Annotated in this window: 22 protein-coding genes and 4 pseudogenes; 5 read left to right on the top strand and 21 right to left on the bottom strand. The window is 44.1% G+C overall.

Annotation, left to right across the window (positions count from 1 at the left end; all coding sequences use genetic code 11):
• Positions 1 to 150: 150 nt before the first annotated feature.
• Together A0V43_RS08085 and A0V43_RS08090 are read right to left on the bottom strand one after the other, a co-directional pair.
• Positions 151 to 1413: a glycoside hydrolase family 18 protein gene (locus tag A0V43_RS08085; RefSeq protein WP_063193837.1), complete on the bottom strand. Its 1263-nt coding sequence runs from the start codon at positions 1411 to 1413 to the stop codon at positions 151 to 153.
• Positions 1414 to 1628: 215 nt separating this feature from the next.
• Positions 1629 to 1838: a hypothetical protein gene (locus A0V43_RS08090; protein ID WP_236930994.1), complete on the bottom strand. Its 210-nt coding sequence runs from the start codon at positions 1836 to 1838 to the stop codon at positions 1629 to 1631.
• Positions 1839 to 2016: 178 nt separating this feature from the next.
• Here A0V43_RS08090 and A0V43_RS20415 point away from each other — a divergent pair.
• Positions 2017 to 2214, top strand: a pseudogene (locus A0V43_RS20415) (hypothetical protein); the annotation flags it as partial.
• 5 nt (positions 2215 to 2219) lie between these two features.
• Here A0V43_RS20415 and A0V43_RS08095 read toward each other — a convergent pair.
• The 19 genes and pseudogenes from A0V43_RS08095 to A0V43_RS08185 all read right to left on the bottom strand — a co-directional run bounded on the left by A0V43_RS08095 (position 2220) and on the right by A0V43_RS08185 (position 22087).
• Entirely contained in the window at positions 2220 to 3455 is a 1236-nt protein-coding gene (locus tag A0V43_RS08095; protein ID WP_063192853.1) for an MFS transporter, read from the bottom strand.
• Between the two features lie 324 nt (positions 3456 to 3779).
• Positions 3780 to 4409, bottom strand: a complete 630-nt coding sequence (locus A0V43_RS08100) for a response regulator (RefSeq protein ID WP_063192854.1) — start codon at positions 4407 to 4409, stop codon at positions 3780 to 3782.
• Complete coding sequence (locus tag A0V43_RS08105; protein ID WP_063193838.1) at positions 4387 to 5409, bottom strand: PAS domain-containing sensor histidine kinase; 1023 nt, start codon at positions 5407 to 5409, stop codon at positions 4387 to 4389. The genes A0V43_RS08100 and A0V43_RS08105 overlap by 23 nt, the downstream gene beginning before the upstream one ends.
• 70 nt (positions 5410 to 5479) lie before the next feature.
• Positions 5480 to 6889: an MBL fold metallo-hydrolase gene (locus A0V43_RS08110; RefSeq protein WP_063192855.1), complete on the bottom strand. Its 1410-nt coding sequence runs from the start codon at positions 6887 to 6889 to the stop codon at positions 5480 to 5482.
• Between the two features lie 11 nt (positions 6890 to 6900).
• A complete protein-coding gene (locus A0V43_RS08115; RefSeq protein ID WP_063192856.1) occupies positions 6901 to 7443 on the bottom strand; it encodes a hypothetical protein in 543 nt (180 codons plus the stop codon).
• A gap of 13 nt (positions 7444 to 7456) precedes the next feature.
• A complete protein-coding gene (locus A0V43_RS08120) occupies positions 7457 to 8656 on the bottom strand; it encodes an FAD/NAD(P)-binding oxidoreductase (protein WP_063192857.1) in 1200 nt (399 codons plus the stop codon).
• A gap of 310 nt (positions 8657 to 8966) precedes the next feature.
• Positions 8967 to 9335 carry a YidH family protein gene (locus tag A0V43_RS08125; RefSeq protein ID WP_063192858.1) on the bottom strand — a complete coding sequence of 123 codons (369 nt, stop codon included), beginning with the start codon at positions 9333 to 9335 and terminating at the stop codon, positions 8967 to 8969.
• Between the two features lie 26 nt (positions 9336 to 9361).
• A complete protein-coding gene (locus tag A0V43_RS08130) occupies positions 9362 to 9916 on the bottom strand; it encodes a TlpA disulfide reductase family protein (protein ID WP_063192859.1) in 555 nt (184 codons plus the stop codon).
• A 66-nt stretch (positions 9917 to 9982) separates the two neighbouring features.
• Positions 9983 to 10642, bottom strand: a complete 660-nt coding sequence (locus A0V43_RS08135; RefSeq protein WP_335339939.1) for a cytochrome c biogenesis CcdA family protein — start codon at positions 10640 to 10642, stop codon at positions 9983 to 9985.
• A gap of 396 nt (positions 10643 to 11038) precedes the next feature.
• Positions 11039 to 11632, bottom strand: coding sequence for a hypothetical protein (locus tag A0V43_RS08140; RefSeq protein WP_063192860.1), 594 nt, complete (start codon positions 11630 to 11632; stop codon positions 11039 to 11041).
• Positions 11633 to 11798: 166 nt separating this feature from the next.
• Positions 11799 to 13442: a CoA-disulfide reductase gene (cdr, locus tag A0V43_RS08145; protein WP_063192861.1), complete on the bottom strand. Its 1644-nt coding sequence runs from the start codon at positions 13440 to 13442 to the stop codon at positions 11799 to 11801.
• Between the two features lie 166 nt (positions 13443 to 13608).
• Positions 13609 to 14310 carry an ABC transporter ATP-binding protein gene (locus tag A0V43_RS08150; protein WP_063192862.1) on the bottom strand — a complete coding sequence of 234 codons (702 nt, stop codon included), beginning with the start codon at positions 14308 to 14310 and terminating at the stop codon, positions 13609 to 13611.
• Positions 14307 to 15116 (bottom strand): ABC transporter permease, encoded by an 810-nt coding sequence (locus A0V43_RS08155; protein ID WP_063192863.1) that lies wholly within the window; start codon positions 15114 to 15116, stop codon positions 14307 to 14309. The genes A0V43_RS08150 and A0V43_RS08155 overlap by 4 nt, the downstream gene beginning before the upstream one ends.
• 135 nt (positions 15117 to 15251) lie before the next feature.
• Positions 15252 to 15785, bottom strand: coding sequence for a nitrous oxide reductase accessory protein NosL (locus A0V43_RS08160; RefSeq protein WP_063192864.1), 534 nt, complete (start codon positions 15783 to 15785; stop codon positions 15252 to 15254).
• A complete protein-coding gene (locus tag A0V43_RS08165) occupies positions 15782 to 17062 on the bottom strand; it encodes a right-handed parallel beta-helix repeat-containing protein (protein WP_063192865.1) in 1281 nt (426 codons plus the stop codon). The genes A0V43_RS08160 and A0V43_RS08165 overlap by 4 nt, the downstream gene beginning before the upstream one ends.
• Positions 17063 to 17755: 693 nt before the next feature.
• Positions 17756 to 18043 (bottom strand): annotated as a pseudogene (locus A0V43_RS08170) (glucose-6-phosphate isomerase); the annotation flags it as partial.
• Between the two features lie 72 nt (positions 18044 to 18115).
• Entirely contained in the window at positions 18116 to 19018 is a 903-nt protein-coding gene (gene gnd / locus A0V43_RS08175; RefSeq protein WP_063192867.1) for a phosphogluconate dehydrogenase (NAD(+)-dependent, decarboxylating), read from the bottom strand.
• A 107-nt stretch (positions 19019 to 19125) separates the two neighbouring features.
• A pseudogene (zwf, locus tag A0V43_RS08180) lies at positions 19126 to 20582 on the bottom strand (glucose-6-phosphate dehydrogenase).
• A 338-nt stretch (positions 20583 to 20920) separates the two neighbouring features.
• Positions 20921 to 22087, bottom strand: coding sequence for an iron-containing alcohol dehydrogenase (locus A0V43_RS08185; RefSeq protein ID WP_015375150.1), 1167 nt, complete (start codon positions 22085 to 22087; stop codon positions 20921 to 20923).
• Positions 22088 to 22390: 303 nt separating this feature from the next.
• Here A0V43_RS08185 and A0V43_RS08190 point away from each other — a divergent pair.
• The 4 genes and pseudogenes from A0V43_RS08190 (at position 22391) to A0V43_RS08205 (ending at position 25979) form a co-directional block, all read left to right on the top strand.
• Positions 22391 to 22755 (top strand): annotated as a pseudogene (locus A0V43_RS08190) (winged helix-turn-helix transcriptional regulator).
• A gap of 499 nt (positions 22756 to 23254) precedes the next feature.
• The gene (locus A0V43_RS08195) at positions 23255 to 24430 is read left to right on the top strand and encodes an ISL3 family transposase (RefSeq protein WP_063192752.1); all 1176 of its coding nucleotides are present in this window, start codon (positions 23255 to 23257) and stop codon (positions 24428 to 24430) included.
• Between the two features lie 187 nt (positions 24431 to 24617).
• The gene (locus tag A0V43_RS08200; protein ID WP_063192868.1) at positions 24618 to 25292 is read left to right on the top strand and encodes a GNAT family N-acetyltransferase; all 675 of its coding nucleotides are present in this window, start codon (positions 24618 to 24620) and stop codon (positions 25290 to 25292) included.
• Between the two features lie 15 nt (positions 25293 to 25307).
• Complete coding sequence (locus A0V43_RS08205) at positions 25308 to 25979, top strand: GNAT family N-acetyltransferase (protein ID WP_033015477.1); 672 nt, start codon at positions 25308 to 25310, stop codon at positions 25977 to 25979.
• The last annotated feature ends 71 nt before the right edge of the window (positions 25980 to 26050 follow it).

The following is a 26050-nucleotide window of genomic DNA, read 5'->3' on the forward strand; positions in this document are numbered from 1 at the left end:
ATTGTTTTCTTGTCAACAAAAAAACGCAAAATCCTATGCAACGACTTTTCAGCCAGCTTCCAAAAAATGCTTCCCACTTCAAATGAAGCGGGAAGCATCCATTTTCCCGATTTCCCCGCTGACTAGACAACCAACGGAAATGGGTGTTTCTTATACTTTCCGAACAGTAAAAAACTTTCGCACCAACCATGGGCCTGGCGCAAATCGCAGCCCCAACTCCCATGCACCGATGCCCGCAATCTGAAATTGGCGGGCCAATTTCATTTTCTGCCCTATGCTTCTGACATCTTCAAACCATACCTCATGAATGTTTCCAAGTTCATCCGTATATCGAAAAAAGGGGGATTCATATTGAAACGAATATTGAATCGGCGATTGGTAACGCATGGCGGTTAAAACCGCCTCTTGGTTGGAGAGGGCCTCCGCCAATGTCCCAGGCTGGTACGGAATGATCCAATCGTATCCATATAAAGGGAGTCCGAGCAAGATTTTTTTTCGGGGGACGCGCTCGACGGCAAACTGAAGCGTCGATCTCACCTCACTAATAGGAGCGACTGGACCAGGTTCACTTGTTAAATGGTGCCAATCGTACGCCATAATAAACATATAGTCGACGACAGCACCAATGCCGCCGTAATCGTAGCCCCTGAGCCAAGGGATCTCCTCGCTCGTTTTCGCTGGAACGGCGATCGTCAAAACATACCCAGCCGGTTTTAACCGATCGCGCAACTGGCGCAAAAAACCCGTAAACAAATCACGATCCTCTCCGCGAACCTGCTCGAAGTCAATATTGACGCCACCATAGCCTTTCCGTGATACTAAATAAAAGATGTTCTCAACCAAGTTCGCCCTTGCTTCCGGATTGTTCAGCACTTGGCTTGCCAGTCTCGCACTAAATCCTTCTGATGTTAGGTTCGTCACTACCGCAATGGGTGTGACGCGGTTTTGCCATGCTGTTTCAATCGCTGCGGCGTCATCCCGCGTAGTGACAATGTCGCCATTAGGGGCAAAGTGATATTCGAACAGGGCAATGTACGATGAATACGGGGCAAAATCTCGCACGAACGTCCGATCTAAGTTCGGTTCGCGGAGAATGTAATAGGCTAACGTTATAGCCTGATACCAGGAAATATCAGGAATATAAATTTTCATTCCCGGATACATCCTGTACGGATCCACCGCCGGATTGGCTGCCCGCAACTGTTCGACCGTTACAAATGCTTTCTGTGCAATGGCGCTTAGCGTGTCTCCTGGCTGCACTGTATACGTATAGCTAGGAACAAGCAAAGCTTGACCAGGAACAATATTCGTTTCAACTAAGCCATTGACAAGGCGCAGACTTTCCAGCGGATAATCGTATCGCCTGCTGATTGAAAAAAGCGTATCTCCAGGTTGAACAATGTGGATAAACATGACCATCCCCCGTTGAATCAACAAAGCTTCGGCGCTGGCATCATGATAAATATATATATGCTTATCGACCGCAACCGCACCTTGTCTTGACATGGCTAGTTTGCGATTCTTTTGCATGTTCCTAACGCGCAAGTCCTCCACGCACACCAATGCTCACACGTGGAAGCGGGTGTCTTCTCGGTTCAGGATAATAGAAAGCGGCCAAAAAGCCGCTATTAAAGCAAGGTAAAAAAATAATATCCAAACAATCCGGTGATCAGCAGCAACAGAGAAGCCAAAAACCAAATAAGCGGGCGCGACGGCCGGAACGTTTGTTCATTAATTTGTTTGGTCTTCATGACATAACTAATAGTGGAAAACACAATCGTGCAGATGGAAATGACCACAGCTAATGCTCCGATCAATTGGACAATGGCCGCAGACAATGCGCTTGCTGTCGTCTTCTCGTACAAATAACACAAAAGAGCGCATGAGGATCTCCCGTTTTCCGACCCAGATTCTGTTTTCTCTTATTGGAGTGCCTGTCAAATGAACAACATAGGCAGGAACAAGGGAGGAAAATGCAAGGGGAAAAGAAAGAAAGCGCTCCTGTAACGAAAGCGAATATCACGGACATGTTTCTACAGAATCAAGCCGGACTTCAAAAAAACATATGCCGCCATTTTCTTTTCTGTCTCTGCCCAACTGTCATCGATTCAGATGCATATTCACCACCACAACCGCCTGGTCAATCAGGAAGATGTCGCGGACATGGCGACTTACCTTTCAGGAAAGTTGCTGAGCTTTTCTTTCGAACGGGCATGACATCACTTTGCCACTGTTTTCAAAGTTTCATCCAGCCGCATACGTGAATAGACTCCAGCAAGAAAGGGGAGCAAGGCCACGATCCCGATTGCCCATGTAACTCCTAATAAATCTGCTATTATTCCAGCAATTAACGCCCCGAACGCATAACCACTATCCCTCCAAAAACGGTACACTCCCATTGAAGATGCACGCCAGTTAGGTGACGCAACATCACCAATTGCTGCCTGCAAGGTCGGATAAACCATTGCTGTACCCAAACCTAAAAGAATAGCACCTAAAATCCATAAAGAAAAACTGTTAACAAATAAGATAAACCAAAAGGCAAATGCTTGTGTCCACATTCCATAGGTAATTAATTTTTTCCTTCCGACTTTATCACTCAATACTCCCGTAAACAACTGAAAAAATCCCCATGCTGCTGGATATACAGCTACTATTGTACCTGTTTGGCTAACACTTAAACCTACAGTAGTAAAATATAAAGGAAATAGCCCCCAAGCCATCCCATCCTTCAAATTCGTTGCCAATCCAGAAAAACTAATACTAGAAAGGTTTTTATCTTTCCATGTTGTTAAGTTAAATACCTCTTTGGATGATAAATTATTAATGCTTTCATTTTTTGTAGCATGATCTCGAATTTGAATCTTTAAATGTTGCCCAGTATCCTTTACAATTAAAGATAATAAAATTCCAATAATGACAATACCGATCCCTAAATAAAATGGTTCTGGTCTTAATGAGTAGGAAGAAGCAACATAACCTGATACTGCAGCCATTATTGCCACACCAGAATATCCCGCGAATTCATTTAAACCTACTGCTGTTCCTCTTTGGCTCGCTTTGGAAATGTCTATCTTCATATTAACTGTCATTGACCAAGTCAGTCCTTGGTTAATACCTAACAAAATATTTGCAAATACAATTACCCACCATGCATGTGCGAAAATAGTGAGAATCGGTACAAATAAACCAACGGCCCAACCTAACAAGAGAACCCTTTTCCTGCCAAACTTATCAGCAATTTGCCCTGCAAAATAATTTACAATCGCCTTCGAAAAGCCAAAACTAACGATAAAGGAAAGGGCTGCGCTTGTAGAAGCCAAACCAAACTGTTCCTCACCTAATAACGGTAGAACCGTCCGTTCGATCCCCACCATTGATCCAACAAAGAAATTGGTAACGACTAATAAAATAAATTGATATAAATTTTCCTTGATCCCGTTTTTTTTAGACATTCCTTTCACCTCTCAAGAGAGGGGATGTCCCAAAAGGATCGGGACACCCTCTTTCGCCTTTATTATACACACACTGACCGCTTCTTTCGCACTATATTTATATATTCAACAAAGAATCATCCCCTTGATCTCCAATCACATGCATAGAATAATTACTAAAATTTATAAATTATCGCACATTCCCCGACATTTTCATAATATACAAAAAACAACCCCGGATATGCGCATAAAATAATTTTTATATAAAAATTGTAAAATCATTAATTTTTAGTCGGTCAAATCGGGCTTATTTCGAATTTTTACTCAGAGTGGGAAATGTGAGAATTATACTAAATCTGCAATCTGATTTTTTAAAGCGTATTGAATGAGCTGATGTTTTTCCTTAATTCCAAGCTTCTGCATAATGTTCGCTTTATGGCTTTCAACTGTTTTAGGACTGATTTTTAATTTGTTCGCAATTTGATTATTGGTATATCCCAAAAATGTCAACCGAACAATTTCCCGTTCACGATTTGTAAGAGGAGATCTCGGTTCTTTTTCCATGATTATTTTTTCTAGTTTCTCTTGTGGAATATGTGTACGGTAAAACCGTTCTCCTCGACATACCGCCTTCAATGCTTTGTACAAATCGTTCGTTTGGCTATTTTTTAGCAAGTAGCCATGAATGTTATGTTGAAGGGCTTTTTGCACATATATTTCTTCATCGTGCATGGTTAAAACAACGATTTTGGTATCCAGTTCATCCATGATTGTTTTTGCAGTTGTAAATCCGTCAAGTCCTGTCGGCATAGAAAGGTCCAGCAACACAACATCAGGATGATGCTTCAACGCGAGCGTAATCGCATCACAACCGTTGCTTGCTTCTCCAACGACTTCAACATCTGGAAATCCTTCGAGAAGTAGACGAATGCCTTTGCGAATTAAATCATGATCATCGACGATTAACACTTTCATCCTCTTCACCCCCTTCGATCGGCACACATACAAAAATCGTTGTTCCTTTCATTGGTGAAGACGTAATGATTGTTTCTCCACCTAAATGAGAAATACGCTCTTGAATATGTTTTAAGCCAAGCCCTTCGCGTTTTTCTTCAACCTCGAAACCGACTCCGTTATCTTTAATAGATACATGTAATTCTTGCCCCACTCGCTCGATGGTTATACATACATCTGTTGCCTTTGAGTGCTTCATGACATTGTGCAATGCTTCTTGAATGACACGGTAAAGATTAATTTCCACTGTTGGTGACAAACGCATGTATACATTCGTTTGAAGAGAAAACGACATATTTGGCATTTTTGATTGAAAAGAATGAATAAGGGATTGAATAGTCGGAACGAGCCCAAGTGCGTCTAAACTTTTTGGACGAAGTTGTTGCGCATATAGCTTCACATCCTCCATGACACGGCCAAGTTCTTCCCGCACCTCTTTGACATATGCGTGCAACTTTTCATCCTGTATATGTTGTATGATATTATCTAAAGCAATAGAAATGCTGTAGAGCGATTGACCGACACCATCGTGCAATTCTTGTGCGAGACGTTTATGTTCTTCCTCTTTTGCCTCTGTTAGTTTTTTCACCATCCATTTGGAATGCAGCACTTCTTCTTCTTTTTTCTTCGCCGTTTGGTCACGAAGTACAAGCAAATAATATTTTGCACCGTCTTGCTCAAGGATAAGCGCTGTGCTCATTTCTACATCAATTAAGTGTCCATGATAAGTTGGCATTTCAGATAAAAAATACGGCACTTCTTCGGTAGAAATTAAATAGCACCGCTCTTCGCCTTGACGTACATCACGCTTTTGACAAAACGAGCAATATGGAACTTTTTCGCCAAGCCGCCATCCAGTGAGTCGTTTAGCAGCCGGATTCATTTCGACAATTGTTCGCTCATGGTCCATTACAATGATCCCGTCTTGAATGTAAGTAAAAATTCTATCCAAAAATCTCATTTTTACCTTCATTCCCCTATTAGAGGTTGAAAAAGAAAAAATCGAAAGAAAGGACTGATGAAATCAGTCCTCATGCTTTTCTGACAATTGGAAATTTTTCTCGCACCCACGCTAAATACCCACCTTTTAAATTCAGCACCTGTTTTACCCCTTTTGCTTGTAAGATACTGGCGCCAATTGCTGAGCGTGCACCTGATTGACATTGAACAATGTACGTTTTTCCCGCTGGAATCTCGTTTAAACGATCCACAAGCGCGCCGAGCATAATATGTTGGGCCCCTTCAATATATCCTTCGTCCCATTCTGCTTGATTGCGCACATCAATAAGGTGATAATGCTCGTCTTGTAAATATTGCCGCAATTGTTGCACATCAATTTCTTCATATCTCTCTACTTCACCGCTTAATGCAACGATTGGTTCAATGTAGGCAACAATGCGGTCCAACCCAATATAAGCAAGGGCTTTGCGAATCGCTTGTACATCTTCTTGACTTGCGATCAATACAATGTCTTGGTCATCGTTAATCAACCAACCTGCCCAGTTTGTAAATGATTTGTTAAACGGAATGTTGATGGATCCTGCATAATGTGCATTCGCAAACTCTCGAGAAGGACGAATATCTAAAATAAATGCTCCATTTGCTCGATACTCGTCGAGTTGCTCACGCGTTGACAATGCTGGCACTTCTTCTTCATTCAAATATTCAGGACCCATTTTATTCACTTGTTTCATCATGGCAAAATATTTTGGCGGCTCCGGTTGCCCTGCAAGCAATTGCTTTACAAACTCTTCCTCATCTTCAATTTTTAGCGCCCAATTGGTTCGCTTTTCATATCCAACCGTTGAAAAAGGAACAGCGCCAAGCGCCTTTCCACAAGCGCTTCCCGCCCCGTGCGCCGGCCATACTTGCAAGTAATCTGGAAGCGCTTTGAATTTTTTCAATGACTGAAACATTCGGCGAGCCCCAACGTCTGCTGTCCCAACAACCCCTGCCGCTTTTTCAAGCAAATCCGGCCGACCTACATCCCCAACGAACACAAAATCACCCGTAAAAATGCCCACCGGCTCAGTTGAACCGCCGCCTCGATCCGTTAAAAGGAATGAAACATGCTCTGGTGTATGCCCTGGTGTATGAAGCACCTTAAATTCGACATGTCCAACGGTAAAGACACTTCCTTCTCTCACAAGTTCGTGATTAACCTCATCTAAATATTGATATTTCCAATTTTCATCTCCCTCATCCGACAAATACAATTTTGCTCCACAACGTTTGGCTAATTCTTTGGCACCGGAGACAAAATCTGCGTGAATATGTGTTTCAGCGGCTGCAACAATTCTCATTCCTTCTTTTTTGGCTGTGCCGATATACTGATCTACGTTGCGTCCGGGATCGATGACAATCGCTTCCCCTGTCCGCTGGCAACCAATTAAGTAAGACATGTGGGCCAGCTGCTCATTGAAAAATGAACGAAATAACATGTCACATCCCCTTACAAACGATGTTGATGAATAACATCCAAAAGCGTCTCTATATATTTAACACCATCTTGGATCAACGGGTGTTTTAACAACCGATACATGCGCAACAGCGAAACAGTAGATGAATCACGTTCGCGCTGAAAACGTTCATGGGTCTCTTTTAAAATGGCCAGCCCTTTTTCAACAGGAACAATCTCTTTCGCTCCCTCCACGATATACGTCATCGACTCACGGTCACGAAGTACACTAACGGAAAACGAAATGAGTTCCTCTGCTTTTTGCAACCATTGAACAAGTGTCGGCAGCAACTGAATGAGCGTTGCCATCGCTTCAAGGTGCGCGGCCGTCAATCGGAATGGCTCCATTTTTTCCTCGAACTCGGTAAACAATGCTTCGAGCGATTGCTTATCGTTCATGACATGTTGGACAAAGGCGAGTTTGTCTTCCGCAGACTCCATCGCTTTTTTTAGTTCTGGGAGCTTTTCAATCAAATACCGCAGCGCTTCGCGTTGTTCATCTTTTTCGAGTAGTTGCAACACAGGTTCGAGCGACATCTTCTCCCCTCCTTCACATCAATCCTTTTAACATCCCATCCCAATACACAATTGGCAATAAGTGTTTTTTCATGATATACATGCTGAATCGCTCTTTCGACTGGTCAAATGGAAACGTTTCATGCGGATTTTTATCGTAATCAAATTCAGCCAAAACAAGTCGATTGTAACCAGTTACGAGCGGGCACGATGTATAACCGTCATAGCGAGCGTGCAACGGCTTCCCGCGCATGAGCGCAAGCAAGTTTTCTGCCACGACCGGCGCTTGTTTCCGGATGGCCGCTCCCGTTTTGGACGTAGGCAAATTCGTGCAGTCGCCAGAACCGAACACATTTTTGTACGTTTTATGTTGCAGCGTATACGGATCGACATCCACCCATCCATCAGCATCAGCTAATGCACTTTTCGCAATAAAGTCGGGGGGACCCATCGGAGGTGTAACGTGAATCATATCAAAACTTAGCGTAAAACGTTCATTGGTATCTAAATGTTGGAACGTCGCTTTTTTCTCTTCTCCATCAATCTCAACTAAGTCTGCGCGATACTTGGTTTCAATATCTTTTCGTTGAATGACTTCTTCAAGCGTATCTGCATATCGTTTGACAGCGAAAATATTAGGCAACCCTGAAACAAACATGATCTTTGTTTGGTCACGCACACCTGACTGGCGGAAATAATCATCGGCGAGATACATGATTTTTTGCGGTGCGCCGCCACATTTGATCGGTGTGCTTGGTTGAGTAAAAATGGCTGTACCGCCGCGAAAATGACGGATGTTCTCCCATGTGCTCCGGACATAGTCATAGGAATAGTTGCTGCAAACTCCATTCCTTCCAATCGTTTCTTTTAGACCTTTAATGCGTTCCCAGTTGATTTGAATTCCAGCCGCTACGACAAGATAGTCGTAATGGATTGTTGAACCTTCTTTCGTCCTCAACTGATTGTGTTCCGGAGAGAACGTTTCGACAGCTTCTTTGAGCCACTTTGCCCCTTCTGGAATCAGTGAGGCTTGCTCCCGTACGGTATCTTCTGCTTTTGCTGCGCCACCGCCGACAAGTGTCCAGAGTGGTTGATAATAATGTTTATCTGATGGATCAATGAGCAGCACTTGACCATGTAGTTCACGATTTTTTCTTAATAAACGTGCTGCAATCGAAATCCCCGCTGAACCTGCTCCAACAACCGCAACTTTTACATGATGCACACCAGACATTTACAATCACTCCTTCATATTCGGATTCAAATCTATTTAACCAACTTAATTACATTATATATATCATACATTCATATACCCATAAGGGTTTTCCCTGATTCTCTTTGATTCCCCAAAAAAGAAAGAGGGTATTTTTCTATCCCTCGATCAAATGAAATATGCAACAGTATGTTGTTCAAAAGACCGGAGCGAATAGCCTGCCTCCTTCGCTTTACCCACAGCCTTTGGTGAAGCGTTGAATCCTTTCACTCATGGGCATTGATTCTCTAACCGCCAGCCGGACGAAAACTTGTTGAAGTTTCCCATGCCATCAAAGCAAGCTAAAAAAATAGTAACCGAACAATCCGGTAATCAACAACAACAAGGCCGCTAAAAACCAAATTAACGGACGTGACGGCCGAAATGTCTGCTCATTAATTTGTTTCGTTTTTATAACATAACTAACAGTCGAAAAAATAATGGTACAGATGGAAATAACGACCGCCAATACTCCGATCCATTGGACAATCACCGTAGACAATGCGCTACTCGTTGACTTTTCATGCAAATTGATAACCAAAAACGCGATCCCGACCACCGCGATCGACGTGCGAATCCAGGCAAGAAAGGTCCGTTCGTTCGCTAAATGTTGTTGAATGTATTTAGAATCCTCCGTCGTCTGTCGTTGTTCCTTTTCCATCTCCGATATCCCCTCCACATATTGATTTAATCGATCTGTTTCATCTGCTCCATCATCCAATCTTTGCTCATTGGTCCAATCATTTTATTCCGTATGATTCCCTCTGAATCAATCACATAGCTTGTCGGAATCGCCTGGGCTTGGTATCGTTGGGATACTTCTCCTTTTTCATCGAGAACGACTGTGAATGTAATGCCGTACGTTTCAATGAAGCGCGTCACCTGTTCTGAATTCTTCTCCGATTTAGTCAAGTTTACCGCTACAATTTCTACTCCTTGATTTTTGTATTCTTCATAAAACGCTTGCATATCCGGCATTTCCGCACGGCACGGCGGACACCATGTTGCCCATATGTTCACAATTACTTTTTTTCCGCGAAAATCGGACAGTCGCACTTCTTCTCCGTTGAGCGTTCGCAATGCAAAATCAGGCGCCCTGTTTCCCACTTCAAGTCCTTCAACTGCTTGGCTGTTGCTCATTCCTCCTATTTTTTTCTCAAAGTTGTTTTTTTGTAAAAACGCATCGTAGATCGCCCATCCTGTCAACACGAGAAGCACCAATACCACGGCTGCTTTTTTCAATTTTCCTTCCTCCTCCACCTTAAAACGAAAAGATCGAATAACTTGACAACAAGGCGCTAATTTTCGTCATCTGCCCCGTATAAAGCAACCCCCAAGCACAACGAGCAACCAGCCGTTCACTTTCGCCAACACCGGAATCCAGCGATTTACATTTTTGATAATTTGCAATGATTTTGTCATGACGAGAGAAATAAACAAAAACGGGACGCCCAATCCAAGAGAATAAAGCAAGAGAAGTGCCATTCCACTATATAGCGTTTCCGTTGAACTCGCCAACAACAAAATGGATGACAGTGTCAGTCCCACACAAGGAGTCCAACCCGCGGCGAACGCCATTCCGACAAATACAGAACTGAGCCACCCTCTCGTTTTATTCGCGCTTGTATCCCAACGTTTTTCCTTCATCAGCAGACGAAAAGAGAGAACACCCGCCATTTGCAGCCCAAATACGATAATAAATAGACCTGCGAGTTTTTCCATCAATCCTCGGTATTGAATCAACATTTGCCCGATCGCGCTTGCCGTTGCGCCCATCAGCACAAAAATGATACTGAATCCGCCAATAAAAGCAAGGGAGCGAAGAACAATTTCCTGTTTTCGGGCTTGAATTTTGTTTTCTGCCACCTTCGTCCCCGTCAAATGAGCGACATAAGCAGGAATAAGCGGAAAAATGCAAGGAGAAAAGAAAGAAAGAGCACCTGCAACAAACGCGAAAATCGCTGACATATGGATCAACATCCCTTCTTCTTGATTCCGGTGGCATCCTCCCACCGCCTACGCTCACGCTTAGAGGTGGGGGCTTTCCGGGTCATTCCCTCTCACGACGGGAAGTGGACCGAGCGATCCCGCATGCCCCACGCTTGGGCTGCCTTACAAAGACAGCAGCCAAAGCCCTTTCTGCAAAAGATTCCGAGCATCGTTATGGTCCCAATCTTTCATTCAGTTAGCGATTTTTACCTATCTTTTCTTCCTTTCACACTAGAAGGCCGGTGATTTAAGGGGAAATTAGGGCAAATCGCACCTTTTCAAATTGCGAAGTCTTATAAAATCGGCGTTTGTTTCTCGACGAACTTCAGCGATTTTACAAACATCATCGTTTTTCACCACCCTTCTAGACACCGATTACCGGGCGATCATCCAAATCAGCCATTGACCAACGCCCCATACAGCGAAAAACCAATATGGACCGTCTACTCTTTCAATCGGCTTTCTTCGACCGATCATCCACAACATGACCAATACGGAGAGCAGCAATTGATATAAATGGATCGGATGGCGAAAAAAAAGAGAAGAATGACTCATCAGCTTCCCGTATTGCCGCTCAAACAAATAATATATGAAGTGAGCACCCAAATAAACAGCAATGAACGAATTCGCTACCACATGCCAGGAAATGTTTCGACGATAAGTTCGAAACACAATCATGGCCGCCGACGCAGCCATCCCCCACAGCACTCCTTTGCTTCCGCCCGGCAAATATAACACGCCGAGCGGATTGCGCCATAACAAAGAAGGATCTGCAATGGCCGGACTCAGTTTCCATACAAGTATATAGATCGATACGCCGTCTATAAATAATTGCTCTATCGCCCTCCGCTGCTCGCTTGAACCCGTCCAAACCGCCCACCAAAATAAATACCCTCCCACACCGGCAGCAAACCAAATCATCCAACTTGTGCGAATCAGCAACGGCCCTATGGCAATGACATCACCCATATGCGACACTCCTGCCATCAGATGCTTTCGAACGAGAAAGCATCTTGTTTTACAACTACCCCTACAGGTATATTAGCCATCTGTTAACTGATTGTCAATGTTTGCTGAAAAAACGGGTCGTTCGAATGAAAAACGTCTTGCCGCTTTCGGCAAGACGTCCTATTTGCTATTGTTTGGCAACAGCATACAAGCGATACCCGCCATCGACGTTGATCGCGCGAAACCCGTGCTGCCGCAAAATGCGGACGGCAATATATCCACGCAACCCGGCTTGGCATATGACATAGATGTCTTTCTCTTTAGGAAGCTCTTGCAAACGATCGCGCAATTCATCGAGCGGCACGTGGATCGAACCGGGAACCATGCCCTGCATGATCTCTTCTTTCGTGCGCACATCAACCAACACGCCGCCTTTCGCAACGATGTGATCTATTTCATGCCATGACACGGTCTCGACAAGACCGTCCATGATATTCGACGCGACGTACCCTGCCATATTCACCGGGTCTTTCGCTGAAGAAAACGGCGGGGCATAGGCCAGTTCCAAGTCCGGCAGATCCCGGACGGTCAATCCCCCTTTGATCGCAGTGGCGATGACGTCAATCCGTTTGTCAACCCCTTCTTTTCCAACCGCCTGTGCGCCGTAAATACGCCCGCTGTTGCGGTCAAAAATCAATTTGAACATCATCGGCGCAGCGTGCGGGTAATACCCCGCATGGCTAAGCGGATGAATGTGTATCGCCTCATACGGAATGCCTAGCGACCGCAACATTTTTTCGTTCAGGCCTGTCGCCGCGACCGCTAATTCAAATACTTTCGCAATCGATGTTCCCAACGTACCGCTATATGTCACGTCAAAACCGTGGATATGGTCGGCAACAAGCCGCCCTTGTCGGTTCGCTGGCCAAGCGAGCGGAACGAACGTTTCAAACCCATGAATATAATGTCTCACTTCCACCGCATCGCCAATAGCATAAATCGACGGGTCGGACGTCTGCAAATGTTCATTCACTTTGATCGCGCCGCGAACCCCTAATTCCAATCCCGCTTCCTTGGCCAGCCAGCTTTCCGGCTGGACGCCGATGGCCAAAATGATCATATCCGTTTCGATCGCACGTCCGCTCGTCAAAACGACACGGCGGCCGCGCTCTTCTATCGCTTGCACCCCATCTTCTAGCAAAAGCTCCACTCCATGTTCCCTCATATGGTCATGAACCATAGCGGCCATTTCATAATCCACCGGTGCCATCACTTGATTGGACCGTTCGACCAAGGTCACCTTGATGCCGCGTCGGACTAAATTCTCCACCATTTCCACGCCGATAAATCCGCCGCCGATCACAACAGCGCGCCGCGGTGTTTGTTCGTCAATATACGCTTTAATGCGGTCTGTATCCGGCACTGTGCGCAACGTAAACAATGCCTCCGCCTCTTCGATTCCCGGAATCGGCGGGACAATCGGCTTCGCTCCCGGCGATAAAATCAACGTATCATATGTTTCTTCGTATTCTTCTCCCGTCTTCCGATTTCGAACGGAAACGGTTTTGCGGTCGCGGTGAATAGCGGTCACTTCACTCAGCGTACGGACATCGATGCGAAACCGTTTCGCCATCCCGTCCGCGGTTTGCACAAGCAGCTTGTCTCGCTTTTCAATTACTCCCCCGATATAATACGGCAAGCCGCAATTAGCAAACGAAATGTATTCACCGCGTTCAAATAAGACAATATGATCCTCTTCGCTCAGCCGGCGAAGGCGCGTAGCCGCCGTCGCTCCCCCTGCCACTCCGCCGACAATAACAATTTTTCTCATTTTGCTCCTCCTCCTCATTCGTTTCATCCATCCCCCATGGGCAATCTCCCCCTTAAACCGATACCCCCATATGTATAATAACACTCATGAAGAAGGGGAACAGTGACATTTCTCACACATCCCCCTTCTCTTGCCTCATCAACATAAATCATGCCAACCCATTCGACTATCTTCTATGCAAAGCTAACAGTTGCCATACCGTTTGTTCCTTCGATTCGCCATCGGTAGCCTTGATTCGCTGAACAACCGCTCCGTTTTTCATAAAAAGAATCATATCTCCGGCATCCGCAGCTACATCCATCATATGGGTCGAAAATATAATGATCGTTCCCTCATTTTTTCGCTGGTTTAAAATGTCGATGAACCGGTCGATCCAAAACGGATCGAGACCATTTGTCGGCTCGTCAAGAAGCAAAAGCGCTGGATGACCTAATAACGACTGACCAAACAATAACCGCTGCCGCATTCCTTTGGATAAACGCTTGATCCATTCATGTTTTTGCGCCTCTAATCCGATGTCACGAAGCGTTTCCTCCACCTGTTCCCACGGCACCTTCCGCAACGACGCATAATACGAAAGAAATTCCCAAACCGTCATCATCGGTGGTGCCTGAAACTCATCGGGCATGTAGCCAATGTATGAAAGGTATTGTTCCCGCTCCCTCCATAAAGAAACACCATGAAGGGTGACCGTTCCGTCTGTCGGCGGCAACACTCCTGCTAAAATGGAAAGAAGCGTGCTTTTCCCCGCACCGTTTCCCCCACACAACACGATGCATTCCCCTTCCTCGGCCTGAAAGGACAGCGGAGACAACGCGGTTTTCTCCTTATATACTTTTGATACTCCCTTCACCTTGAGCCCGGTCATCGTTGTTTCCTCCTCGTTAACTTCCACGTTGCGATCAACCATAACACGCCTAAATAGCCGACTCCATAGATCAACCATATCAAACCGAATCCGTTTTCCCCTAAATTAAGCAAATGATCGTACGCTTGTCCGAAAATGGCGCTTCCTCCTAATTTAACGACAAACGCCACACGCAACCCCTCAGCCGGATTGAAAAGGGTAGCTGCTTGCAGCAAGGGGGCAATGAGCGGGTACGGAACGAAAGAAAGCACAGCAATCAACAACGTCGGCCAAATCATGATGAATAAAAACCACACTCCAACCGATATGGTCAACGCTTGCCACCGGGTCGACGTAAATGCACCGATCGCTACTCCGAACATGAGAAACAAAGCTATGAGCAATAACGAGAAACTATAGAGTACCGTCATCCATTTCACTGGGATCACAATTCCAAGCAAAGCACTTAACGCCACACTCACGCCAAAACTGAACGTAAACAATGTTGTTTGCCCAAGCCATTGCCCGAGCCATTTTCCCGTCACGTACATACGCTGTGGCAGCGGATACGTGCATAACAAGCGCCATTGGCCGTTTTCCATCTCCCCTGCAATCGCAAAAGAACCGGCAATCATCATTAACAAAGGCAACAGATACAAAATGACGTTGGCGATCGTTCCCGTCATATTCGTATATCCAGCTAAATCCGCGTGATTTTTCGCCATAAGAAACAACATCGACAATACGATGACCCATAACAGCACAAACGAATAAGATGAACGTTGGCGCATGAGCAGCTTCCATTCCATCCGTGCGATTTTCCACATCCTCCCCTGTCCTTTCCATACGATATTAACAAACGAGGGCATGACGGCTGATCGCCGAAATCTTTCGCCAATAGAGACATCAAACGCTTGAAAATTACGAATTTCAAACGAGGGAGGAAAAAAGGCAACTGGTATTCAGTTGCCCATATGATCATCATGCTGGCCTTGCTGTTGATCCATTTTCATATGTTTTTTCTTCATTTCCATCATCATCTCTTGATTTCGTTCCCATGAATGACGGCTGAGTTCATCATGCGTGAAAACCGTTCCGCCATGCTGGTCAACAAATTTCTTGGCGCTTTCTTTATCTTTGAAAGAAATGACATTGTATGCCATCGGCGTGCGAATCGCTCGGTCGTATACGTATGTCGCTTTCTCTGCCTCGAGCCATTCGCCCGTTTCATAATCACGCACGAAAGCGACTTCTACCGTTTCGTTTTTATGTTCTTTCCTCCACTCATACATGCATCCGATATCATCAAACTTAAGCACTTGTCCATGATTCAATACAAGTTCAGTTGCAAACGGATTATTTCCTACCGCCATATGACAAACTTCACACTTATCCTTGTTTTCATCAATCGCGACCGGCTTAGCCTGTTGCTGACACCCCATCATGCTCACAATTAGCAACATAAAAGCAACCAACCATTTTCCTTTTCGTTTCATGCTCGCTTCCTCCCTTTGATGAATCCAGTGAGACTTCCGATAATCATTCCGGCACTGATCACGTACAACAATATTGTCGGCTGAGAAGGATCGTCCTTCGTAGCCGTTGGCGGCTCTATGAGCGGAGCATCATCCGTCAACACTTGTTCGTCAGGACTGCGAAGCAGCTTTTGCAAGACAATCATCCCTGGCGAATGGAAAAACAATTGGTATTCCGGAATGCGCGTCGTCAATGCGAGAAAAAACGGATCCATTCGGTACGGAATCGCGCTTTCTCCCTTGCCTGTGACATCTAACTTGGACGCTGCATCCCAGTAGTTACGAACGATGACGTTATCCGCACTGCGAACGGCTTGCCCGTCATAAACATTGCCGATGAATGAATTGTCTGAAACGTGGTTGTTCGATGACTCATTCCACTGCATACCGATAAAATTGTAAGAAACATCGTTTCCTGTAAATTCATTATCGTGAGCGCGTTCAACATACATTCCGATCCGATTGGTCGCGATCCGGTTGTTTCGCACCTTTGTTTTCTTCGCATCATACAGCAAAAGGCCTTGCGAGTGAACGTGCTGGTGATTTCGTGTAAACACGTTTTGTTCCACTATCGTTTGTTCTGTCCCCATCACCATCGCTCCAGCGATATTTTTTTCGGAAATGTTGTGTCGCAGCACGATGCGATTCGAAAACATGACATGAATGCCATAGCGGGCATTGTCAATGTGATTGCCGCTTAGTACGTTGTTATGGCTGTTTTCCATGTAAATTCCGTCTTTCACCCGCTCAATCGCCGTATAATGAATCACGTTTTGCGTCGATTCCCATAGATCAATGCCATTGCCGTTTTTCTCGCCTTGAACAGCGCAGTGGACAATGGTTGTATGATGCGCGTGATCAAGCTTGACGCCTTGCTGATTCGTCAACACGCGCACACCGTCGATCGTATGATCATGTCCGGTTACGTAAATCGCCGGCATATCGGGCGCATCACCACATTGCACCACACGAATATTTTTGAACACAACATGCCGGCCGTATATCGCAATGACAGGAGACTTGCGGCACGAACGAATCGTCACCTCCCCAATCCCTTCCAACGTAAGGGGTTTCGATAATACGATCGCTTCATCATAGACGCCGCTCGCTAGCCTCACCACCCCATACTCCGGCGCTTCGTCGATGCGGGCTTGAACGGTTTCTTCCGCACGCGCTGGCAACGGAAAGACAAGGAGCAGCAATAGGACAAGCAGCCAATGATCTGCATATCTCCTCATCGGCTCACCACCTTCTTGTGATACAATACCAAACAATGATGTGAACTTTGTGAAAACCGTTTGTCAATTGTTCAACATTCACGTTTATTATTTTTGAATCGTTGCGTTGATTGCTTTGCGTTCAAAAAACAAATGCGACACCGTTTTCGTATATTTTTCCGCCAATGGTTCTCTTCACAACAATAAATATCTCTCGTCTTCGCACTGAAAGCTGCTTAGTCATTCCATTTTCAAAAGTTGAGACAGTAAGTTTTGGCAAAAGAAAGAAATGGAGATGATCGCTCTGTATTAGAAATACCGATTAGAAGAGTTGACCTTGCCTGCTGAACATGGTCTGCATGCGAAAAAAGATGATCATCAAATTTCAGGAAAAATGAAACTACCTGTTTCCTGTAGAGTTCAGGAAAACAGGTAGTTTAGATGCAGAGCCTCATTTCAAGATAGACCCCCATGCCGAAAAAATTTCGGCGCCATCGGGAGGATGAAAATACCGTTCTGTTGAATATCCAAAGTTTATCCCTTTTGGAATTTACGTATTTTCAGGATAGTTGCACGATAACAAGCGGAAAAACGTTATTTAGACAACCGTTTCATGAGAGCCGCTTTTTCCGCTTCAAAGCCCGGTTTGCCAAGTAAGGCAAGCATATTGTTTTTGTATGCTTCCACTCCCGGTTGGTCAAATGGATTTACACCATGGGATAATGCTTCAACAGCGGCCCTTGCCCCTAAATAAGATCCGCCAATGCCGATGACGACAAGAGCATCTGAATGATTGCGGATTTTTTCGGCTGCTTGCTTGATTCGCGCAAATTCGTCCTTATCATAACGAATCGGCCAATCCACCCAACCAAGAAAATCGGATCCTGGGCCTTTCTTTTCATGAAGCATATGATGAGCCGCTTTTACAAATTCGCTTAAATAATGTAGTTCACTCTCTTTCATAAATGGCAAGGCATTGGAGTAATCAAAAGAGATAGCCATATACACTTCTCCTTTCTCATTCTATTTTGCAGCGCATGTCCATTGTATGCCTTCCTGCAAGGGGATTTTATGTTATTTCTTCTCATTTTTTTCTACAGCATGTCCGCCAAATTCATTGCGTAGAGCGGCTACCACTTTTCCTGTAAATGTATCGCTTTCTAATGAACGATACCGCATCAATAAGGCCATGGCGATGACAGGAGTGGCCGTTTGCAGATCTAATGCTGTCTCGACCGTCCATTTTCCTTCGCCGGAAGAATGCATAATTCCTTTGATTTCCTCTAATTTTGCATCTTTTGAAAACGCGCGTTCTGTTAATTCCATGAGCCATGAACGAATAACCGAACCATTGTTCCACACTCTCGCCACTTTTTCATAGTCGTAATCGAATTCGCTTTTTTCTAATATTTCGAATCCTTCGCCAATGGCAGCCATCATTCCGTATTCAATCCCATTGTGGACCATTTTTAAGAAGTGGCCACTGCCTGCTTTTCCAGTATATAAATACCCATTTTTTACAGCAGTGTCGCGAAAAAGAGGCTCGACCATATTCCAAGCTTCGGGATCGCCTCCAACCATGTAACATGCTCCGTTTCGAGCGCCTTCGACTCCGCCAGAAGTTCCCGCATCCATAAAGTGAATTCCAATTTCCTTTAGCTCGTTATAGCGGCGAATCGATTCTTTGTAGTGAGAATTGCCACCATCGATCACAATGTCTCCTTTGCTTAAAAATGGAGCAATTTCACTAATCACCGAATCAACAACGGTATGGGGAACCATTATCCAGACAATTCTCGGTTTTTCTAATGATAGGGCGAGTTCCTTTAAAGTGGATGCGCCTTTAGCACCGTATTTTTTTATTTCTTCCACCGCATTTGCATTTATATCGAACGCCACTACTTCGTGCTTATGGTCCATAAGATTTTTGCCTAAGTTTAATCCCATTTTTCCTAAACCGACTAGCCCGACTCTCATGCTGACTACCTCCTAAAAATATCTTGGTCAAAGAAGATTAGCTATTCCTATTTCATAGTTAGTTTATCCAGAAATTATGTTTTCAGGTTTGCTCCGGAAGAGCTTATTTACCGCCAATAAAATCCGTCTTCTTTCAATAATTGATAAGACGCCTCTGGCCCCATCGATCCTGAACGATAGGAGTAAAGAGGAAGGAGGTTTTCCGCAAATGCCTCTAAAATAGGTTGCAGCCATTTCAAGATAGTTCGACCTCTTTCCAATGGGCAAAGAAAGTCGAATCGCCGTGCAAAGCGTCAAAAATTAAGAGTTCATACGCTTCAGGCACCTCTTTCTGATTCGTTGCGAAGTCCATATGGACAGGCTCCATCTTTCCGTTGTTGAATACATTTTTACTATTGAATTGCAGCGAAACGCCTTCGTTCGGATTGATTTGAATCACCAAAAGATTAGGAGCTGTTTCTTCATTTTTTGGCAAGTACCATTCCTTTAATGGATTTTTAAACTCCATCACGATACGTGTGGACTTTTCCTTCATTCTTTTACCTGTACGGATGTAGAATGGCACCCCGCTCCAGTTTTCATCATCAATCCACAGACGGGCCGCAACAAACGTCTCCGTTGTCGAAGAAGCATCGATGCCAGGTTCTTCTTTATATCCAACCACTGGTCTGCCATCGATTTCTCCAGGACCGTATTGGCCGCGAACAACGTGCAAGCCTACTTCTTCCTTCTGTATTGGTCGAAGAGATTCCATAATTTTTCTTTTCTCGTTACGGATGTCTTTTGCGCTAATTTGTTTTGGCAAGTGCATGGCTGTCATCATCAACAGTTGCAACATATGGTTTTGAAACATGTCGCGAATGGCGCCTGCTTGATCATAATAGCTTGCTCTTTGTTCTACCCCAACGGTCTCGCTAGCTGTAATTTGCACATTGGCTATAAATTGATTATTCCATATCGCTTGAAACACAGGGTTGGCGAATTTTAAAGCTTCAAGGTTTTGCACCATCGGTTTTCCAAGGTAATGATCTACCCGATAAATTTCTTCTTCCTCGAAAGCTTGGCTTAATTTTTCGTTTAAATCTTGGGCCGATTGGATATCGTGGCCAAACGGTTTTTCGATAATCAGACGTTTCCAACCTGTTGTGGATCCTAATCCGCTTTCCTTGATGTTCGACGCGATCACATCAAAAAATTCCGGCGCAACAGATAAATAAAACATGCGGTTTTCAGGAATATTCAATTCTTTTTCCCGTTGTTGAACCATTTCAAGCAACTTTTTATACCCTTGTGCATTCGTTACATCTAGAGAAATATAGCGAAACGCGCGAAGAAACTCCTTCATTTTGGAACGGTCATTTGCCAAACGTCTGGAAAAGGTTTTTACCGAATTTTCCACATATGTTTGAAACGCTTCATCGGACAATTCTCTTTTGCTTACGCCAATAATGGAAAATGGCTGCGGCATTTTTTGATCAAGAAATAAATTATATAATGCAGGGAAAATTTTTCGTTTCGCTAAATCACCTGTTGCTCCAAACAAGATAAAGGTCATTGAATCCAATGTGATCCCCCCTGACTTTTCGAAACATTTTCCCAAAAGAATAAAGTGGATAGAGCAGATATAACAACGTTTACTACATTGCTTGAATTGGTATTTTTTATGAATAATGCCCATTTCAGGGAGAAAGTCTTGTCCATGTATTTGTCGTGCATGAACGTTTAAACAAAATACATCCGCTAAAAGGCAAATGATTAAAATAACCTAGTACCTTTTTTAAGGCATCTATGGTAATATAAATATAAAAGCAAACGGTGGGATAAAAAGATCAGATTCAATGGAATCCGATCTTTTTATCGCTGGTAAGAATGTTAGTGACAGGCTTTGCTTTTTTTATTTGTTTAGAAGTTGACATCTAGACCATAAAACGCTGCGATATATAATTTTTTCATTTCTTCTACAGAAGTTTCACGCGGATTTGTGCTTGTACAAGGATCTTTTACGGCATTGGCCGCCATTTCATCCACGTGTGCGGTGAACGTTTCTTCGGACACTCCGTATTCTTGAAGTGTATTTGGAATATTCATCTTATTATTCAAGTCACGAATCCAAGCAATGAGTGAATCCACCAATTCTTTGTTGTTTTCCCCATCCAGACCGAGCCGTTTGGCAATTGCTGCATAACGTTCCTCGACTACCGTGCGATTAAATTGGATTACATATGGTAAATAAATCGCATTGGCACATCCATGCGGAATGTTAAATATTGGGCCGCTTTTGTGTGAAAGACTGTGCACATTTCCTAGCACCGCGTTAGCAAAGGCCATTCCAGCCATCGCCTGAGCGTAATGAACTTGTTCGCGGGCTTTAGCATCTCCGTGGTAAGAAGCAAGAAGATTTTCTTTCAGTACTTGAGCTGCTTCAATAGCCAAGGAATCTGTGAAAATCGTACGAGGCTTTGCTACGTATGCTTCAATACTATGTGTGATTGCGTCCATCCCGCTGTAGGCTGTAACGTGCTTCGGCATGGATTGGACCATAATCGGATCAATAATCGCCATGTCTGGCGTCAGTTCAAAATCAGCCAGTGGATATTTGACCCCTGTTTCTGCATCAGTAATAACCGATAAATTGGATATTTCCGATGCACTTCCGCTTGTCGTTGGGATTCCCACGAACTTTGCCCTTGTGCGTAAGCGTGGCAGGCTAAATGGACGTGTCGCTTCTTCAAATGTCAATTCTGGATGTTCATAGAACAACCACATCGCTTTTGCCGCATCCATTACTGACCCGCCGCCAATCCCGATCACCCAATCTGGCTGAAAATCATTAAGAATGCGCACTCCTTTTTTTACCATTTGGGTGGTTGGTTCTGTCGTAATTCCGTCAATCACTTTTGTTTCTATATTGGCTTCTGAAAGAAGTTGCTGAATTTTATCAAGATTTCCGTTTTTCTTGACGGAGCTGCCGCCAATGACGAGGGCAGCTTTTGTTCCTTCCAATGTTTTTAAAACATCGAGAGCATTCTCTCCAAAATAAATATCGCGAGGAATAGTAAAACGATTCATGCTGCTCCCTCCAGTACCCGTGATTGTTTACAGATGCTAGTATAATGTGTATAAAACTTATTGAGAAGTACGCACTTTATTATCATGTAGTGACAAAAATATAATATAGTGTAAAAAAATATACTTAATGATATAAAAGGCATCCAGATGCAATGAATGGATTGTATTATCCCGAAGGAATGAATACCATTTGCAATGAGTGAAAATAACAGATATATAACATTTATTTGTAAGTATGTTCTTTATGATCATAAAGTGACAAAAAGTATACTATCGCGTTATAATCAACATGGGGGTGAAATGATGGGACACGTTTGTGGCAAGACGTATAATTGTGAAAAAGAATTAACACTCGCTGTTATTGGCGGTAAATGGAAAATGCTTATTTTATGGCATCTAGGAAAAGGGGAAAGAAGCGGTTTAGCGAACTAAAAGCCCTCATGCCTGGGATCACCCAAAGAATGCTTGTTAACCAGCTGCGGGAGCTGGAGCAAGATCAAATTGTTCATCGCGAAGTCTATCCGGTTGTTCCGCCAAAAGTGGAATATTCATTGACCGAACATGGAAAAAGTTTGATGCCAATTCTTGATGCGATGTATGAATGGGGCAAAAACTATATGGAGACGGTCGTAAAGGGGCAAGTAAAAATCAATGAAGCAGCCAAGTAGAAAGCTTTCTCCGTTATGAAAGCTTCGAAAACGATCTGCGTGTATGTTATATGCACTTTTCTTTTTTTGCTGGTAAACAAAGAAATACACACATGAAAGATAATGAGGAAAGCAATAAGTTTTATAATTAGACGCGAAAAACCAACGGACAACCATCTTTATGAAAGAACCGCTGTCCGTTGGTTTTTCTGTATATGCGTTGATGACTGTTGATGGAGTCCCGAAAATGGCGTAAAAAGAAAAACGGCAAAAAAGTGCTTTTGTTTTCCAGTGATCCAAGTTCACTGGATGGAGAATGGATTTTACACAATAATGTGGACTAGGCATGGCTGTTCGAATGCGAGGAAGGTCTGGAAAAAATATTCCGAATTGGCTCTTCACCACAAGTTGTACTTGATCATTGAAGATCGGTGTGCATAGAGAAAATAGAGGGTACAAAAAATGCGAATTTTCCTGTATGGTAAAGGTGTCCAAACCAAACCATTGGAGGAAAATTCGCATGTACGCTCAGTTTATCAAAGAACTCATCGATTTACCAGATGTTTTGATTCAAAAGGTGCGAAAAGAAGAAGAACGTTGGATTTTCGAACTTTCTCTTCCCGAACAATGCCCGTTATGTCCTGTTTGCTTGAAACGCACGATCAAAATGACAGGAAAAAAGAAGCAATGGATGCATGGGTATGCTCAACGGATCGGCATCTTTTGGGTGGAACTCCCTGTGGAGCGTAGACGTTGTTGTACATGTGGCATGACATTCAGCACGTCTTATCCCGGAATTTCCCCTCGAAGTGCAGCGACGGATGCGTTTCAGCAATGGGTGGCGCAATCTTGCATCGGAACATCCATTCAGGCGGTGACTCGTATGCTCAAGCTTCCGTACACGACCGTCGAACGCTGGTTTTATACCCATGCCCCTTCCTTCCTATCGAATGACATCCAACCAAAGGCAGTTTGTGTCGATGAGTTTGCGTTTCGAAAAGGACATGATTACGGAGTGGCAGTCATGGATGCCGAAACGGGAGAAGTGTATGCCGTTGAAGCAGGAAAGAACGAGGAAGCCATTGGACGTGTGTTGGCTCCTGTGTCTGGTTCTGTTCAGTATGTCGTGAGTGATTTGGCTCCAGCGATGAAAAAAGCCATTCAAGGGGTGTGTCCGGAAGCGAAGCATGTGGTCGATTATTTTCATGTGATTCAATTGTTTACGGAAGCGTTGGATCGATGCCGCCAATCCTTCGGAAAAGGGAACAAGAAACATGGGCATGTTCGGTATGTTTGCCGCTTATTGACCCAGTGCCCCGAGAAACTCACCGAGGAGGAGCGCCAAACGGTGCGGGAGTGGCAGAAAGAGAGCGATTCCTTGCAGGCTGTCTATCAATCCCTTCAACATTTTCGTTATGTATCCAAAAGCCAAAGCGAGCGACAAGCGAAACGTCGTTTGAACGCCTGGGTTCATCGGTATTTGTTTTGTCCTTGTTCTGCTGTTCGCGCCATCGCAAAATCACTCGTCAAACGAACAGACGAAATCATATCGTGCATTTTATCCCCTTATTCAAATGGGAAAATGGAGGGAACAAATAACAAGATCAAGCTGATGAAACGTCGGGGATACGGATACAGAAATATCCAGCGTTTTGCATTGCGGGTTCGGCTAGAAACAGCTAACATACTTTCATGACAGGTGCAAGTACAACTTTTGGTGATGAACCTCCGAATTTCTTTTTTTATTTTTAGGTATAATTTTTCACACTATGTAACACGAAAGTATCTACTTGTTAAATGGAATGATGTGCCTAATAATATCAGTATCGCCACATGAATGGGCGATACGTTGCTAGATGGATAATGAGAGAGGAGGGGTAAGAATGTATCGAAAGGAGTTTTATGTCTTTAACCAAGATCGTCCTGTTCCAGCGGTGATCCGAAATTATGAAGAAAAGGACTTTCCTGGATTAATCCGCATTCAACAGGAAAGTTTTCCTCCGCCATTCCCGTCTGAATTATGGTGGAATACGGAACAGCTGAAAAACCATGTGACACTCTTTCCAGAGGGAGCCTTATGTGTTGAGGTGAATGGCGAAATTGCAGGGTCAATGACAGGGCTTATTGTCGACTTTGACCCCAGCCATCCGGACCATACATGGGAAGAGATCACGGATCATGGATATATCCGTAACCATAACCCAAACGGGAATACGCTTTATGTCGTTGATATTGGCGTGCGCCCTGCCTACCGCAAATGGGGGCTGGGAAAATGGCTGATGCTATCCATGTATGAAGTGGTTGTTCATTTGGGACTAGAGCGGCTGTTAGGCGGAGGGAGGATGCCTGACTATCATAAAAAAGCGCATGAGATGACAGCGGAGCAATATCTCGAAGCGGTAGTAAAAGGCAAATTGAAAGATCCTGTTATTACCTTCCTGCTTCGCTGCGGCCGCACACCTGTCAAAGTGGTGGCGAACTATTTAGAAGATGAAGAATCGTGCAATTATGCTGCACTGATGGAATGGAAAAATCCTTTTTATCGCGCAAAATCTTAAAGGAGAATGATGAAAATGGAGTATCGCAGAATTACGAGCATTGAAGACCCTTTGTTTAAGAAAATGCATCAATTGATGCAAAATGTATTTCCTCCGGAAGAAGTATTGGCATTTGATTTGTGGAAAGAGCCTCTGGAAGATCCGGGAATTCGTGTGTGCGTTGCTGTTCACGAAGGAGAGGTAGTAGGCGCAACGGAGTACCGTTATTATGAAGATTTAAATGTCGCGATGACAGATTTCACCATTATCGGCCAAGCAGGACTGGGGATCGGCCGGTTTTTAGCCAAAAAGCGGCTGGAGGATTTGCAAAATTGGGCCGCTGCAAATGGAAAGCAGTTGTATGGCATGTTCGCCGAGATTTATGATCCTTATCGGGTGAAGCATTATGAATTTGGCGGGATTAAGCCGATGGATCCATATGTTCGTCGTGAGGTATTATCTCATTTGGGATATAAGCGGCTTGACTTCCCTTATGTCCATCCATCTTGGAACAATGATGGAGAAGCCGTAACCGGGCTTGATCTTTGTTTCCTTCCGATGGACGATAGCGTGAATGAACTTCCAGCGGATCTTGTTGTGAAGTTTTTGAAACGTTATTATTCTGTCTTATCGAACAAACCAAGGGATTGGTATGAAATGATGGAAAAACTAGAGGCGAAAAACACCATACCGCTATTACCGATTTAAACCTTAATAAAAACACCATGCTTATGGAACCTTAAAAAAATTCTTCCAACTTCAGCGCGTCTTTTATCGTT

Source organism: Geobacillus sp. JS12 (assembly GCF_001592395.1).
GTDB classification, from domain to species: domain Bacteria; phylum Bacillota; class Bacilli; order Bacillales; family Anoxybacillaceae; genus Geobacillus; species Geobacillus zalihae.